Source organism: Hymenobacter aerilatus (assembly GCF_022921095.1).
Classification (GTDB): domain Bacteria; phylum Bacteroidota; class Bacteroidia; order Cytophagales; family Hymenobacteraceae; genus Hymenobacter; species Hymenobacter aerilatus.
Genome location: NZ_CP095053.1, coordinates 3,392,221 through 3,407,413, shown reverse-complemented (window position 1 = coordinate 3,407,413; position 15,193 = coordinate 3,392,221). Strand labels below are relative to the sequence as shown.

At 54.9% G+C, this 15,193-nt stretch carries 10 protein-coding genes and 1 pseudogene; 4 read left to right on the top strand and 7 right to left on the bottom strand.

Features of this window, described 5'->3' with window-relative positions; translation table 11 throughout:
* The first annotated feature begins 33 nt into the window (after positions 1-33).
* Entirely contained in the window at positions 34-1,698 is a 1,665-nt protein-coding gene (gene rny, locus MUN82_RS14225) for a ribonuclease Y (protein WP_245091447.1), read from the top strand.
* Positions 1,699-1,988: 290 nt separating this feature from the next.
* Here the strand turns inward: rny and MUN82_RS14220 are convergent, their stop codons facing one another.
* The 5 genes from MUN82_RS14220 to MUN82_RS14200 all read right to left on the bottom strand — a co-directional run bounded on the left by MUN82_RS14220 (position 1,989) and on the right by MUN82_RS14200 (position 10,448).
* Complete coding sequence (locus tag MUN82_RS14220) at positions 1,989-2,747, bottom strand: acyloxyacyl hydrolase (protein WP_245091445.1); 759 nt, start codon at positions 2,745-2,747, stop codon at positions 1,989-1,991.
* Positions 2,748-2,851: 104 nt separating this feature from the next.
* The gene (locus tag MUN82_RS14215) at positions 2,852-4,291 is read right to left on the bottom strand and encodes a TolC family protein (protein ID WP_245091443.1); all 1,440 of its coding nucleotides are present in this window, start codon (positions 4,289-4,291) and stop codon (positions 2,852-2,854) included.
* Positions 4,284-7,475 carry an efflux RND transporter permease subunit gene (locus MUN82_RS14210; RefSeq protein WP_245091441.1) on the bottom strand — a complete coding sequence of 1,064 codons (3,192 nt, stop codon included), beginning with the start codon at positions 7,473-7,475 and terminating at the stop codon, positions 4,284-4,286. The genes MUN82_RS14215 and MUN82_RS14210 overlap by 8 nt, the downstream gene beginning before the upstream one ends.
* A gap of 122 nt (positions 7,476-7,597) precedes the next feature.
* The gene (locus MUN82_RS14205) at positions 7,598-8,683 is read right to left on the bottom strand and encodes an efflux RND transporter periplasmic adaptor subunit (RefSeq protein ID WP_245091439.1); all 1,086 of its coding nucleotides are present in this window, start codon (positions 8,681-8,683) and stop codon (positions 7,598-7,600) included.
* 361 nt (positions 8,684-9,044) lie between these two features.
* Positions 9,045-10,448: a mercuric reductase gene (locus MUN82_RS14200; RefSeq protein WP_245091437.1), complete on the bottom strand. Its 1,404-nt coding sequence runs from the start codon at positions 10,446-10,448 to the stop codon at positions 9,045-9,047.
* Between the two features lie 151 nt (positions 10,449-10,599).
* On the opposite strand from MUN82_RS14200, the gene MUN82_RS14195 reads away from it, so the two are divergent.
* The gene (locus MUN82_RS14195; protein ID WP_245091435.1) at positions 10,600-11,331 is read left to right on the top strand and encodes a putative outer membrane beta-barrel protein; all 732 of its coding nucleotides are present in this window, start codon (positions 10,600-10,602) and stop codon (positions 11,329-11,331) included.
* A 26-nt stretch (positions 11,332-11,357) separates the two neighbouring features.
* Here the strand turns inward: MUN82_RS14195 and MUN82_RS14190 are convergent, their stop codons facing one another.
* Both MUN82_RS14190 and sucD read right to left on the bottom strand, forming a co-directional pair.
* Entirely contained in the window at positions 11,358-12,482 is a 1,125-nt protein-coding gene (locus tag MUN82_RS14190) for a hypothetical protein (protein WP_245091433.1), read from the bottom strand.
* A 117-nt stretch (positions 12,483-12,599) separates the two neighbouring features.
* Positions 12,600-13,493: a succinate--CoA ligase subunit alpha gene (gene sucD, locus MUN82_RS14185; protein WP_185282589.1), complete on the bottom strand. Its 894-nt coding sequence runs from the start codon at positions 13,491-13,493 to the stop codon at positions 12,600-12,602.
* 225 nt (positions 13,494-13,718) lie between these two features.
* Between sucD and MUN82_RS14180 the strand changes: the two are divergent.
* Both MUN82_RS14180 and MUN82_RS14175 read left to right on the top strand, forming a co-directional pair.
* A pseudogene (locus MUN82_RS14180) lies at positions 13,719-14,693 on the top strand (PLP-dependent cysteine synthase family protein); the annotation flags it as partial.
* A 60-nt stretch (positions 14,694-14,753) separates the two neighbouring features.
* A complete protein-coding gene (locus MUN82_RS14175) occupies positions 14,754-15,155 on the top strand; it encodes a response regulator (RefSeq protein WP_245091431.1) in 402 nt (133 codons plus the stop codon).
* Positions 15,156-15,193 lie beyond the last annotated feature (38 nt).

Below are 15,193 nucleotides of genomic sequence, written 5' to 3'. Positions count from 1 at the left end.
TTTTATATACCCCTTCCCCAAAAACCATAGCACATGTCACCCTATGTTTATATCGCGCTGGCTGCCGTCGTTGCCCTTGTGGCCGGCGTGTTTGTCGGCCGCCTGCTGGCCGGTAAGGCCCGGCAGGACCAAGAGGCCGAGGCCCGCGCCCGTGCCCAACAGCTTTTGCAAGAAGCAGAAGAGAAAGCCAACCGTATCCGCGACGAGCGGATTCAACAGTCGAAAGACAAATTCCGCACGCTTAAGCACGAGTTTGAGCAGGAAAGCCGCCGCCAAAAAGCCGAGCTAGATACCGAGCTAACGCAGCGCCGTCAGGCCGTGGTGGAGCAGGAGCAGAGCATCAAGCAGCTCACCCAAACCACGCAAAAGCAGCTCGATCAGATTCAGCGCAAAGAAAAAGAGCTGGATACCCTGCGCGACAAGCTTCAAAACGACGCCCAACAGCAGCGCGACCGGCTGGATGCTCAGGAAGAAAAGCGCCAGACCACGCACGAAGCTCAACTAGCCAAGCTGCAACAGCGTGAGGCAGAGGCCGAAGAAAAAGCCCGCCAAGTGCAGCATCAGCTCGAAACCATTTCGGGCCTGACGGCCGCCGAAGCGCGCGAGCAGTTGGTAGAATCGTTGAAAAACGAGGCGCAGTTGCAGGCGTCGTCCTACATTAAAGATGTGGTGGCGCAAAGCAAGCTCACGGCCACCAAAGACGCCAAGAAGGTGGTGCTGGAAACTATTCAGCGCACCGCGGCCGAGCACGCCATTGAGAACTGCGTGTCGGTGTTCAACATCGAGTCGGACGACGTGAAGGGCAAGATTATCGGTCGTGAGGGTCGGAATATTCGTGCCCTGGAAGCTGCTACCGGCGTTGAGATTATTGTGGATGATACGCCCGAGGCCATCATCATTTCGGGCTTTGACCCGGTGCGCCGCGAGGTGGCTCGCTTGAGCCTGCACTTGCTGGTGAAAGACGGTCGTATTCACCCGGCCCGCATCGAGGAGATTGTGGCCAAAACCCGCAAGAACATCGATGAGGAAATCGTGGAAATCGGCGAGAAAACCATCATCGACCTGGGCATCCACGGCCTGCACCCCGAGCTGGTGAAGATGGTAGGGCGCATGCGTTTCCGCTCGTCGTACGGCCAAAACCTACTCCAGCACTCCCGCGAGGTAGCCAATCTTTGCGCCACTATGGCCGCCGAGCTGGGCCTGAATGTGAAGCACGCCAAACGCGCCGGCTTGCTGCATGACATTGGCAAGGTAAGCACTGAGGAACCCGAACTGCCCCACGCCATCCTAGGCATGGAGATGGCCAAGAAGTACAAAGAGCATCCCGACGTAGTAAACGCCATTGGTGCCCACCACGACGAGATGGAAATGACGGCCATGATTGCGCCCCTGGTGCAGGCCTGCGACGCCATTTCGGGCTCGCGCCCCGGCGCCCGCCGCGAGATGATGGAAAGCTACATCAAGCGCCTGAAGCAACTGGAAGAAACGGCTGTGTCATTTGATGGCGTATTGCAGTGCTACGCCATCCAGGCGGGCCGCGAGTTGCGCGTGATGGTGAATGCCGAAAACGTAACCGACGACCGCGCCCAGGAACTGAGCTACGAGATTTCGCAGAAAATCGAGAAGGAAATGCAGTATCCCGGTCAGATCAAGATTACCGTGATTCGGGAAATGCGCGCCGTAGCCTACGCCAAGTAGGGTAGGGCAACAAGCCAAAAAAGCCGCCGCAACTCCCGTTGCGGCGGCTTTTTTGGCTTAAGCGATGGAGCTTTGCCTTACTGTTCTCATTTCTCCTCGAAAAACTCCCTTTTCAACTCCTTGTAACTCTGTACGAAATACCCCTTTTATGATAGGTTCGTACAGAATTAAGTAGTCGTGCGAAAGTAAGCGCATCTGGCGCGCCCGGGGGAGGTGAAACGCTAGGACAGTACAGCTACTCTTGGCTGATTATTTAGAAGGAGTTGAAAAGGAGGTTAACTAGGCTACCGCTACGTACGGGATAGATAGAAGCGGAAACCGATGTTAAGGCCGAGCGTCCCGCGGCTGATCTGGCTTTCTTTGGCGGCGGTGTTCTGGCCGTAGGAAAGCACGCCCTCTAGGCCCAGCTGCGGCGTGATGAAGTAGGAGTAGCCTGCTCCAATGTTTCCCAGGAAAAGGAAGCTGGTGTCGCCGTTTTTATCGCCTCCTATCTTAGTTGCGGCCCTTTCAAACGCGACCCCCGCACCTATCTCACCAAACAGCCGGTGCCGGCTTTCCGAAGGGATGTAGTAGCGCAACCAGGGCGTTACCCCAAGGCTGTAGGTATTGGTTTTCGAACTGACGCCGCGCTTGATTTTACTGTGCCTAAGTTCAAAGGGTACGGCTACGCCCAAAGCTATGTTGTCGGCCACGAACGTGCCAACCGAAGGGGTCAGCGAGCCTGCATAGTTTGCTACGTTTCTGTCGCTTTGGAAGGTGAAGTTGCCGCCGCTTAGTCCCAGCACCCGGGTGCCTTGTTCGGTTTGGGCATGGGCCGCACTACCGGCACAGAGTAGAGCCGCCAGCAGCGGCAGAGAAAGGACTTTCGCGTTCATAATAAACAGAGCGTAAAAAGGTGAAAAGGAACTCCCATAACGGGCCTTAACGCCAGAAGTTACCAGCAGCACCAAGTAAGCCGGATAGGTAGCGGAGCAGCCTGGGAAGCAAATCCACCGGAAGTACAATTCAAGAAAAACGGTCTGGCGGAGCTTCTCCGGACCGTTGCGCAACAGACAGCGGGCTACCCCCATTCTGCCAGCCGTGCAACGGTCCGGGTAAGCTCCACCAGACCGTTTTTCGATTTGCCCCCGTTTAGGACGCGCTTCTGCCTCCGTTAATTCCAGCCGCCGCCCAGGGCGCGGTACACGTTTACGGTGGCATTCAACTGCTGCATCTTGGTTTCGATCAGGTCGAACTTCGATTCCAGGGCGTCGCGCTGGGTGAAGAGTACTTCCGTGTACTCAGCGCGGGCCGAACGAAATAGGCTGTTGGAAATGGTGACGGACTGGTTCAACGACTTTACTTCCAGTGCTTTTTCGTTGTAGCTGTTAGCTAGGTTGCGGATGTTGGCCAGCTCGTTTACTACCTCCACGTAGGCATTCAACACGGTGCGCTCGTAATTGTAGGCCGCTTGAGTTTGCACGGCGTTGGCGCTGCCGTACACCGCCTTGATGCCGTTGCGGTTCACCAGCGGCGCTACTAGCTCCCCGGCCAGATTATAGAGCATCGACTCAGGAGTAGAGAACAATAAGCCGGGTTTGAACGCCTCGAATCCCACCGAGCCAGTAAGGCGCAGCGAAGGGTAGAAGTTGGCGCGCGCTACTTGCACATCTAGCTTGGCCGCCGCCAGATTTTGCTCGGCCTGCCGGATGTCGGGGCGGTTTTGCAGTAGCTGCGAGGGCACGCCGGTCTGGATAACCGTCGGCACTAGGTCGTTGAACGAGGCATCGTCGCGCACGATGGGGCGGGGGTAGCGACCAGTCAGGAAGTTGATCCGGTTTTCGGTTTCGATGATGCGTTGCTGAATGCCGTATTGCAGGCTACGCGTGTTGTGCACCTGGGCTTCAAAGCGTTGCACAGCCAATTCCGTCGTTCGGGCCGATTCCTTTTGCAGCCGCACCAGGTTCAGCGCATTTGTCTGAATCTCAATGTTCTGCTGCACAATCGCCAGTTGGTTGTCGAGGGCCAACAGCTCGTAATAGGAGTTGGCAATTTCGGCAATCAGGTTGGTAATAGTGAAGTTCCTACCCTCCACGCTCGACAAGTAGCGCAGGGCCGCCGACTTGCGGGCGTTGCGCAGCTTATGCCAGATATCCACTTCCCAGCTCGCAAACGCGCCTACCCGGTAGTTGGGCAGCGGGTCGGGCGTGCGGCGCTCGGGCTTGATGTTCACGGCTTCTTCCGTGGCACCGCGCAGGGTGTAGCGGCCGGGGCGCTCGGCCTCCGCATTGGCCCCCAGGCCCACAAAGGGGAGGTACTCCCCCTTGCGGATCTGAACTTCGTTGCGGGAAATCTGAATCTCCTGTAAGGCAATGTTCAGCTCCTGGTTGTGCTGCAGGGCCGTGTCAATCAGCGCTACCAGGTTGGGGTCGGTGAAGAACTGCCGCCACCGCACCTGGGCGGCGCTGGCAGTATCCTGGGCCGTAGCGCTATTGTAGCTGACGGGAACCCGCCGGTTGGCGTCTTTCACCACCAGTTCGGGCATCTTGCAGCTTCCTACTGCCAGCGACAAACAGGCTACGCTTATATACTGATAAATGCGTTTTCTAAGCATGAACTTCTACTTCTTCAACTAGCACGCGAGGCTCTACGCCTTCGCTTATCGGATATTCATTTTCGTCCTGAATCAGCTTGCGTCCTTCGGCCAGCTTGCCAAATACATAGTACAGGCCGGGCACAATCACTACCCCAAACACGGTACCGAACAGCATGCCGCCCAGCGCCGCCGTACCAATGGTGCGGTTGCCAATGGCGCCCGCGCCCGTAGCCAGTACCAGCGGAATCAAGCCTGCAATGAAGGCGAAAGAGGTCATCAGGATGGGACGGAAACGAGCCTTGGCGCCGGCAATGGCCGCATCGCGCACCGACATGCCGTGCTCATGTTCCTGCACCGCAAACTCCACAATCAGCACGGCGTTTTTGCCCAGCAAGCCTACCAGCATCACCAATCCTACTTGGGCGTAGATGTTGTTGGCCAAACCCAGCATCTTGATGAACAGGAACGACCCAAATATCCCGGCCGGCAGCGACAGCACCACCGCTAAGGGCAGTAGGAAGCTCTCATACTGCGCAGCTAGCACCAGGTACACGAAGGCCAGTACTACCAGGAAGATGTAGATGGCCTCGCTGCCGCGGCCTACTTCATCTTTCGACAGCCCACCCCAGTCGATATCGTAGCCGCGGGGTAGGGTTTCTTTGGCCACTTCCTGCACCGCTTTGATAGCCTCGCCCGAGCTGTAGCCGGCAGCGGCATCGCCGCGAATGGAAGCGGTGGTGTACATGTTGTAGCGGTTGATTTCGTTGGCGCCCTGGGTCTTCACGATTTTCATGAAGGCCGAGAACGGCACCATCTCGCCTCGGTCGTTCTTCACCCACATATCCATCACGTCTTTGGGTAGGCGACGATACTCCGGCGAGGCCTGCACGTACACCTTAAAGAAGCGCTGATATTTGATGAAGCCCAACTCATAGGTAGAGCCAATCATGATGCTGAGCGTATTCATAGCGTTGCCGATGCTCACGCCCTTTTGCATAGCCAGCTGGTTGTCAATTTTCAGCTCGTACTGCGGATAGTTGGCCGAGTAGAACGTAAATAGTCCGGCCAGTTCCTTACGCTTGTTGAGCGCGGCCATGAAGTCCTCGTTCACCTTTTCCAGTGCTTTGTAGTCGCCGGTGTTGGTTTTGTCGAGCAGTTGGAGCTGGAAACCGCCTGCCGCGCCGTAGCCTGGTACTGCTGGCGGCTCGAAGAATTCCACCGTCGCGCCGGGAATCTGCTTGGCCTTTTTCTCCAGCTCCTCCACAATGTCGTGGATGGACTCTTTGCGCTCCGACCACGGCTTGAGGTTAATCAAACAGGTGCCGGCGTTGGAGCCTCTACCCTCTGTCAGTACTTCATAGCCAGCAAGGGTAGAGATGCTTTGAATACCGGGCACATCCTTCGCTAGTTCGTACAGTTGCTGCGAAATAGCGTTGGTGCGCTCCAGGGTAGAGCCGGGGGGCGTCTGAATGATTGCGTAGAGCATGCCCTGGTCCTCGCTCGGGATGAAGCCCGAGGGTAGGGTAGAGGAGATGCCGAAGATGCCTAAGCCGAATATAATCAGCACGCCAAACGTCACTACGCGCCGGTCGACTACTTTCTCCAGTACGCCAATGTAGCGGCCGGTTAGCTTCTCGAAGCCGCGGTTAAACCAGTCGATAAAGCGGTTGATAGGCGTTTTCTTGCGTGGTTGGCCGTGGTTGTTCTTCAAGATCATGGCGCACAGCACTGGCGTGAGCGTAAGAGCCACAATACCCGAAATCACAATGGAAGTAGCCATGGTGATGGAAAACTGCCGGTAGAAGATACCCACCGGGCCGCTCATGAAGGCCACCGGCACGAACACGGCCGTCATCAAGATGGTAATGGCGATGATAGCACCGCTGATTTCGCCGATTACTTCGCGTACTGCCCCATAGGGCGACAGGTGCTTCTCCTCCATCTTGGCGTGCACGGCCTCCACCACCACAATGGCGTCGTCGACCACAATACCGATGGCCAACACCAGCGCAAAGAGCGTTATCATGTTGATGGTGAGCCCAAACGCCTGCATGGCAATGAACGCGCCTACCAACGACACGGGCACCGCAATAATGGGAATGAGGGTAGAGCGCCAGTCGCCGAGGAACAGGAACACCACCAGCGCCACCAGAATAAAGGCGTCGCGCAGGGTGTGGATTACGTTCTCGGTCGACGCGTCGAGGAAGTTCGATACGTCGTAGCTGATTTTGTAATCCATGCCGGGAGGCATCGTTTTCTTCAGCTCTTCCAGCTTAGCTTTCACCGATTTAATAACCTCGGTAGCGTTGCTACCATAGGTTTGCTTCAGCACAATAGCCGCCGAGGGGTAGCCGTCGAGGTTGGAGTAGATATCGTAGAACTCCGAGCCCAGCTGCACATCGGCAATGTCCTTCAGGTGCAAGATTTCCCCGTCAGGATTTGCCTTGATAATCACGTTTTTGTACTGATCAACGTCGTTGAAACGGCCTTGATAGGTGAGTACATACTCCAAGGCTTCGGCCCTACCCCCGTCGGAGCGGCCAATGCGGCCCGGCGAGCCAATTACGCTCTGGTCATCGAGGGCCTTCATCACATCGTCGGCCGATACGTTGTAGGCGCGCATGCGGTCGGGCTTCAGCCAGATACGCATAGCATACTGCCGGCTACCCAGAATGCTGGCCCGCCCGATACCGTCGATGCGCTGGATTTCTGGTATCATGTTCACCCCGGCAAAGTTGAACAGGTACTTCATGTCCGTGTTCTTGTCTTTGCTGTACAGGTTCACGTACATCAGCATGTTGGGTACCACGCGGTTTACAATCACACCTTCGCGCTGTACTAGTATTGGCAAGCGGTTGAGCACCTGTGCAATACGCGTGTTCACGTTCACCACCGCTTGGTCGGGGTCGGTGCCTAGGTTGAACACAATCTGGATGTTGGCCTCGCCGGCCGATACGGCGTCGGAGGTCATATACTTCATGCCGGGCACGCCGTTTACGGCTTGCTCCAGCGGAATCAGTACCGACTCCGTAAGCACCTTGGCACTAGCACCAGGGTAGGCCGCCGACACCATCACCATGGGCGGCGAAATCTCCGGGAACTGGGAGGTAGGCAGGGTCTTGATGGCCAGTACGCCCATGAACACAATGACCACCGAAATAACAATGGCAAAGACTGGCCTACGAATGAATTTACTGAACATAGAATAAGGCTAATGTCGTGCTGAGCGGAGTCGAAGCCTAGTAGCACCCTACCCATAGCAAAGCAGAGGTAAAGCTGCTTCTGCTTCGCTCAGCATGACGTTCTTTTACAGAATCATGCGTGCTACTCGGCGTACACTTTCAGATGTGAAATCACCTTCTCCGGCTTCTCGTAGTCGTACTTGATTTTCTCGCCGTCTTTCACCTTGCGGATGCCTTCCAGCATAATCCGGTCGTCGGGTTTCAGGCCATCGGTGATGATGTAGAGGTCGGGCATTTCGGAGCCTACCGTCACCTCGCGCTGGTGCACGTGCTTGTCCTTGTCCACCACGTACACAAACTTCTTTTCTAGCACCTCAAAAGTGGCTTTCTGCGGAATGATGAGGGCATCTTTAAGCGGCACCGTCATCATCACACTACCGGTTTCACCGTTGCGCAATAGGCGGTTAGGGTTAGGGAAGGTAGCTCGGAAGGCAATGTTGCCGGTTTCGTTATTAAAATCAGCCTCAATGGTTTGCACTACGCCAGGCTGGGGATATACCTGGTTGTTGGCCATCAGCAGATTCACCTTTTCCAGATTGTTGGTCTTGGCTTCTTTGTAAGCCAGGTACTCGGCTTCCGGCACGTTGAAGTACACCCACATCTTGCTGTTGTCCGACAAGGTAGTAAGCAGGTCACCTTCGTCTACCAAGCTACCCAACCGGGCCTGGAAGTGGTCCATGATGCCATCAAACGGCGCCCGAATGGTGGTGAAGCCCAGGTGCGTTTGGGCCAGGGCCACCTCGGCTTTGGCCTTATCGTACTTAGCTTCGGCCAGTGCCAACTCGCTTTTGGATACCACGTTGTTGTCGGCCAGGCGTTTGGTGTTCTGGTATTCCAGGTTCACGTAGTTGGCCTCCGCCTGTGATTTTTTCAGCTCTGCCTGGTAGATCATGGGCATGATCTGAAACATGAGTTGCCCCTGCTTCACGGTTTGCCCCTCGTCCACGAAAATCTTCTGGAGGTAGCCTTTTTCCAGGGCCCGCAGCTCAATGTGCTGGATGGAATGGATCTGCGCCACGTACTCCTTGGTAATCGTGGTATCTTTTTGCAGAGGGCTGGTAACTAAGAATTTAACTTTCTCTTCTTTTTCCTCTTTTTTGTCCGCGCAGCTTGTAAAACCGTACAGGCCGCACCAGCTCACGAGCGCGAGCAGGAACATTTTTTTCATAAGAACTTGGGGTAATATGACAGACAGTTGACGATGCCAGAACTAATGGCGGTGGGTAGGGTAGGGCAGCTGATGGGCGATGTGAGAATGCGCTAGCAAGGGGCGTCGCCGGGTATGGTAGGCGAGCTTGATGCTACAAAGCAAGTGGCGCTACATGAAGCCGGTATGAAGCGCCATTTCCGGCGTCGAATAAATTTTACTACTCCTGCCCAGGTATGGTGCCTAACTTGTCTGTGGTTTCACGTTACCTCACTTAAGTGATAGAGGTGCATAGCATAAAAAAAGCGGTTACGCAGCGCTGTATGCTGCATAACCGCTAAAAGAAGGCCTCGGAGGAGGTGGCGATTCGCTCGCCCTGACGTTATTTCTTCTTAGGATTTTCGAGCTTTGAGAATAGGTTATTCAATGCTTCCGCCCAGGTAGGGTGGGCAAAAATCATATCCTGCAGCATCTCGCAGGTGATGTTGCCGTGCATGGCCAGCTGGAGCATCGACATAATCTCACCGCCTTGTTCGCAGAACACGGCCGTGCCCAGGATGCAGTCGGTTTTGCCGTCTACCAGCACCTTAATAAAGCCTTTGGTAAGGCCCGTTTGCTGCGCCCGGCCAATGGTTTTGACGGGCATGCTGGCTACCCGATAGTCCAGCTTTTGCTCTTGAGCCTCGTGTTCCGAGAGGCCGATACGGCCGAGCTGCGGCTCTGTAAAGACCACGTACGGCACGTCACGGCCCTTCTTCGAGCGTTTCTTGCCTTTCAGGATGTTGTCGCGCACGATGCGGTAGTCGTCGTAGCTGATATGCGTGAACTGGGGGCCACCATGTACATCGCCCAGTGCATAGATGCCGCGTACGTTGGTATGAAACTGGTCATCGACCAGCACAAAGCCACGGTCATCGGTTTCCACCCCCGCTTTGTCGAGGCCTAGCTCTTTGGTGTTGGGCTCCCTACCTACTGCTACCAGCACGTGCGAGCCGCGCAGGCGTCGTTCCCCATCAGGGGTAGTCACCGATACCGTAAACTGTTTCTCGGCGTTCTGCGAAACTCGGTGTGCCTGCGAGCCAAGCAGGAACTGCACACCTTCGCCTTCCAACAGCTGCTGCATCGCCTCGCACACGTCGTCGTCCTCGCGCTCCAGTACTACTGCGCTTTCTTCCACAATGGTTACCTCGCAGCCCAGGCGGCGGTAGAGCTGGCTGAACTCCAAGCCAATATATCCGCCACCAATGATAATCAGGTGCTCAGGCTTATCCTTGAGATTCAGAATAGTGGTAGGCGTCAGGAAGTCGGTGTCCGCCAAACCGTCGATTTCAGGAATGGCGGCGCGCGTGCCGGTATTGATGAAAATAAGCGGAGCCGTCAGGGTTTCAGTACCGCCCGTGTTGAGGGTTACGTTGAGTGTATGGGGTGCCGTGAAGCTAGCGTGACCATCAAAAAGCTGCACGGGGTTTTCCTGGTCCGTCAGGTTTTCGTGAATGCCCTGGCGCAGCTTTTCCAGTAGCGCATCTTTGCGCTCCACGATGGTAGGCAGATCAATATCTTCCAACTCTACTTCAATCCCGTACTGCGCATCGGTATAGGCATGGTGCGCGCGCTCGGCCGAGGCCAGGAGGGTTTTGGTAGGCACGCAACCGTAGTTAATGCAGGAGCCACCCAGCAGGTTTTTCTCAATGAGGGCCACGCGACGACCCTCTTGGGCAAAAGCAGTTGCCAGCGGATTGCCGGCTTGGCCAGAGCCAATTATGATAACATCGAAAGATTCGGGCATAAAAGCAGAACTTTAGGCGACAAAACCAGCAAACTGGCTTGTAGCCGTGCGCTTGCATTGGACAGCTATACGAAGCTCGGCCGCTAAGGGCTAGGCAGAATACCGTAAAAATTTGCTGGTTTTGGCCTCATTTTCGCCCGCCTTCGGCTGTATGCTGCTTTCCATTCGTTTTCTTGTTCTGGTGCTCCTGTTGGGGCTTTCTGGTTGTACCTCGCTGTATTTCCCGCCGCCGCCGCAGGTGCCGCTGCTCACACAGCAGGGGGAGTTCAGTGGAGGGGTGCATACCAATTTTGGGGGCAACACCTCCTTGCAGGGTGCCTACGCTGTCACCAATGGGCTAGGGGTGATGGGGTCGGCCTCGTTTCTGCACAGCAACAAACCCAAGAAAGCTGTCAACTTTGATTTCTTTGAGGCCGGCGCGGGCTACTTTACTCGCTTACCCGACAATCGGGTGCTGGAAATCTATGGTGGCGTCGGCCTGGGCTCTTCTGACCGCACCGACCGCACCCGCGAGGGAGTAGTAGAACAGCGCCAGGAGGGCAACCTGAACAAGTTGTTTTTGCAGGTAAACTACAGTGCCAAAAAGCACCAGACCCTGCACCTGTTCGGCAATCATTTTCCGCTTAGCTACGGCACGGCCCTGCGCCTGAGCCATGTAGAACTGAGTAATTTCAAACTCAATGGGGTAGCGGCACCCGGCGAGGACAATATTTTCCTGGAACCCATCACCTTCTCCCGCGTGCAAATACTGGGACCTGTGCAGTTACAAGTCATCAGCGGCGGCAACTTCGGCCTGAAGCACCGCAAGTATCTGCGGGCCGCCAACGCTGTGTTTCAGTTGGGGGTAGTCGTGAACCTGGGCGGGCAAGAGGGTAGGAAGTAGAGGCGCGTTGCACGCGCCCGGTAGCACTATTCGGCTGGTTTGCTTTCAAAGAATTTATTTAATGGTCTAAAGAACAGTCCATTGGTGGTGCCCACGTATACAGTGTCGCGCAAAACCTGGATTCCATTAATCAGACTACGATCCAATCCTTCATTATTCAGCACACGCAAGGAAGCATTGGCTTCCCGCCAATGCCAGCTAATCAAATTATTACCAATCGTGCAAATCAAACTGTCGCCTATTGGGTAAGGGCGATGTCTCTGTAAATCTTGTGGTACGGGAGCAAACGTCCGCCACGTTTCGCCTTCATCATCGGACATAAATGTGTTCCGATCGGAAATACAGTACAATCGGCCTTTCCACTTATAAAGTGCGCTAACGGAGGAATTGTTAGCAAACATCGATAGCACCGATCTTACGGTGCCATCTTGCTGTATTTTAAATAGCTTACCTTCAAAAGCCACCAGAAAATAATCATTTATACTTACTATGGCGTCAAAAATATAGGTAGAATGACCGCTACTGACATTGGGTAGCGTAATGCGCCGAGCAGATAGTAGGCGGGGCGCATACCCTTCCGGTGTGTCAGGGTCAACAGCCGCAAGGATGAAGCTGGCAGATGTAGTGCGAAATGCAGGAGCATTTGTTGTAGAATAATGCAACAACACATAGTTGTTTCTATTAATTACAACACTGCTAAAGGTACCGGGGGCTTCAAATGGTGAGCCAGTTAAGACAGTCGTTATTTTTACTGCGGCTGGATCTAGCTTCTTCACAGATAACACTGATTTACCAGGGTAGGCATCGGAAGATAGTGGAGAAGCTGTTTTACGAAATGTCACTATCGTATCAAAAGCCGTAGCATAAAACTTAGGCGCGATGGGAATACGAATTTGAATATCTGTTATATAGGTTGAATAAAACGTTGGAATGCGGTTGGTGCCTGTGATGGGGGTAAAGGAGTTAGGCTGCTGTAGAAAAATAGTTTGCCCATCGCTCGCCATATTCTGAATAAAGCGTCCCGTTCGGGTCAGCGTAGTCACTTCTTTCCAGGCGGTTTCTCTTACTACCTCCTTAATCTCTGGATCGTTATCCTTTGTGCACCCCGCTAAGATGCTTCCTACGAGGATAGATAAGGTATAAAACTTCATATGAATGGTAAGATCAAGTAATAGTTAATTAGACTCAAGCGAAAATTACCGACTAAAAACAGAAAAGCCTCAGCAGTTGCTGAGGCTTTTCTGTTTTTAGTCGGTAGTTAATACAGCTTATGCCTCTACCTTCTCGCCGTTCAGCACCTTCAGCATGGTTTCGCCGATGTTAGCGGGCGAGTCTACCACGTGAATGCCGCACTCGCGCATGATGGCCATTTTGGCTGCGGCTGTGTCGTCGGCGCCACCTACGATGGCACCGGCGTGGCCCATGCGACGGCCGGGAGGGGCAGTTTGGCCGGCGATGAAGCCTACAACAGGTTTCTTATTGCCGGTTTCCTTGATCCAGCGAGCGGCTTCAGCTTCCATGCCACCGCCGATTTCGCCAATCATCACGATGCCCTCTGTTTCGGGGTCGTTCATGAGCAGCTCCACGGCTTCTTTGGTGGTGGTGCCAATGATGGGGTCACCGCCGATGCCAATGGCCGTGGTCTGGCCCAGGCCGGCTTTGGTGAGCTGGTCAACGGCTTCGTAAGTCAGTGTGCCCGACTTCGATACAATACCAATTTTGCCTTTCTGGAAGATAAAGCCAGGCATGATACCCACTTTGCACTCGCCGGCAGTCATCACACCGGGGCAGTTGGGACCAATCATGCGCACACCCTCACGGTCTTTGAGGTAGTGCTTCACGGCAATCATGTCCTTGGTCGGGATGCCTTCTGTGATGGTCACAATCACCTTGATGCCAGCATCAGCGGCTTCCAGGATAGCGTCGGCGGCGAAAGCCGGGGGCACGAAGATGATGCTCACATCGGCGCCGGTTTCGCGCACGGCATCGGCTACGGTGTTGAACACCGGCCGGTCGAGGTGCTGCTGACCACCTTTGCCGGGCGTTACGCCACCCACCACGTTGGTGCCGTACTCAATCATTTGCTGCGCGTGAAAGGAGCCTTCAGAGCCGGTGAAGCCCTGCACAATCACTTTGGAATCCTTGTTAACCAGAACACTCATTAGGAAATGGGTTTAAGGGAGATATTCGCTGGAACGGCGGCTACCCGCTGGGGCAACCGTGCACAAAAGTAGGTTTTATTTACAGGCGGCACAAAGCCGGCCGCAATGTGTGCCGTTGCAGCTGGCTTTTGCTCCCAGGCAAGGGTAGGAAAGTTGCGTCAGCACCGGTAGGCCCGCCGAAAATCCGTACCTTTGCGGCCTCAATTGCCCACCCCACCTCAGGCTATGTATCTGAATAACATCACCGAAGCTATCGGTAACACCCCCCTCGTTAAGCTCCAGAAAGTCACGGAAGGTATCCGGGGCACGGTGCTGGCGAAGGTAGAATATTTCAACCCCGGCAACTCGGTGAAAGACCGTATGGCGGTGAAAATGATTGACGATGCCGAAAAAGCGGGCATTCTGAAGCCCGGCGGCACCATCATCGAAGGCACCAGCGGCAACACGGGCATGGGCCTGGCGCTGGCCGCTATTGCCAAAGGCTACCGCTGCATCTTCACCATGAGCGACAAGCAGGGTCAGGAAAAACGGGATATTCTGAAGGCAGTGGGTGCCGAAATCATCATCTGCCCCACCAACGTAGCACCCGACGACCCGCGCTCCTACTATTCGGTGGCGCGCAAGCTGAACGCGGAGATTCCGAACTCGTTCTACCCCAACCAGTACGACAACCTCTCCAACACCGCCGCCCACTACGAAACCACGGGCCCCGAAATCTGGCAACAGACCGAAGGCCGCATCACGCACTTTGCAGCTGGTGTAGGCACGGGCGGCACCATCAGCGGCATCAGCAAATACCTGAAAGAGCAGCGTCCCGAAGTGGTAACTGTTGGTCTGGATACCTACGGCTCGGTTTTCAAGAAGTACAAGGAAACCGGTATTTTCGACGAAAACGAGATTTATCCTTACAAAACTGAGGGAATTGGCGAGGATATTCTGCCGAAAAACGTCGACTTCGACCTGATTGACCAGTTTATCAAGGTAGGCGACAAAGATGCGGCCGTGATGACGCGCCGCCTGGCTCGCGAGGAAGGACTGTTTGTAGGTTGGTCGTGCGGCTCGGCAGTATATGGTGCGCTGGAATACGCCCGCGAGCATCTTACCGAAGAAGACACGATGGTGATAGTGCTACCCGACCACGGCACGCGCTACCTGGCCAAAATATACAACGACGACTGGATGCGCGAGCAAGGCTGGCTGTAAGCTAAGCTTCCATCCACTATATTTGATAGATACCGCTGCTAGCGAGTCACCAAATTTATGTCGAAAAAACTGCGCAATATCGTTCTGGTGGACGATAATGAAACCACTAGCTTCCTAAACAATCGTCTGCTGAACCGTTTGGGAGTTGCCGAAACCATTCACACCTTCACCCAGGCCGAGCCAGCCTACGAGTTCTTGTGGGGTGCCGGCCGCGGCGACGAGCCTATTCCCGAACTGGTGTTTGTGGACTTAAAAATGCCTGGCATCGACGGCTTCGAGTTCCTGCGCATGTACGACCGGCTACCCAGCGACGTGAAGCAGCAAACTGTCCTCACCGTCCTCACCACCTCTATGCACGCTGCCGACACCGCCCGCGTGGCGCAGTATGAAGGGGTAGAATACTTGGCCAAGCCCTTGACGGAAGAAAAAATGCAGAAGCTGCTGGAAAAGCGGTTTTAGAGAAATCGGAACAAAAAGCGTCTGTCATCCTGAGCGCA

Bases quoted from the DNA above. Each gene is read 5' to 3' on its own strand.
- rny (WP_245091447.1), top strand. From the start codon at position 34: ATGTCACCCTATGTTTATATCGCGCTGGCTGCCGTCGTTGCCCTTGTG.
- MUN82_RS14215 (WP_245091443.1), bottom strand. From the start codon at position 4,291: ATGCTTAGAAAACGCATTTATCAGTATATAAGCGTAGCCTGTTTGTCG.
- MUN82_RS14210 (WP_245091441.1), bottom strand. From the start codon at position 7,475: ATGTTCAGTAAATTCATTCGTAGGCCAGTCTTTGCCATTGTTATTTCG.
- MUN82_RS14205 (WP_245091439.1), bottom strand. From the start codon at position 8,683: ATGAAAAAAATGTTCCTGCTCGCGCTCGTGAGCTGGTGCGGCCTGTAC.
- MUN82_RS14200 (WP_245091437.1), bottom strand. From the start codon at position 10,448: ATGCCCGAATCTTTCGATGTTATCATAATTGGCTCTGGCCAAGCCGGC.
- MUN82_RS14195 (WP_245091435.1), top strand. From the start codon at position 10,600: ATGCTGCTTTCCATTCGTTTTCTTGTTCTGGTGCTCCTGTTGGGGCTT.
- MUN82_RS14190 (WP_245091433.1), bottom strand. From the start codon at position 12,482: ATGAAGTTTTATACCTTATCTATCCTCGTAGGAAGCATCTTAGCGGGG.
- sucD (WP_185282589.1), bottom strand. From the start codon at position 13,493: ATGAGTGTTCTGGTTAACAAGGATTCCAAAGTGATTGTGCAGGGCTTC.
- MUN82_RS14175 (WP_245091431.1), top strand. From the start codon at position 14,754: ATGTCGAAAAAACTGCGCAATATCGTTCTGGTGGACGATAATGAAACC.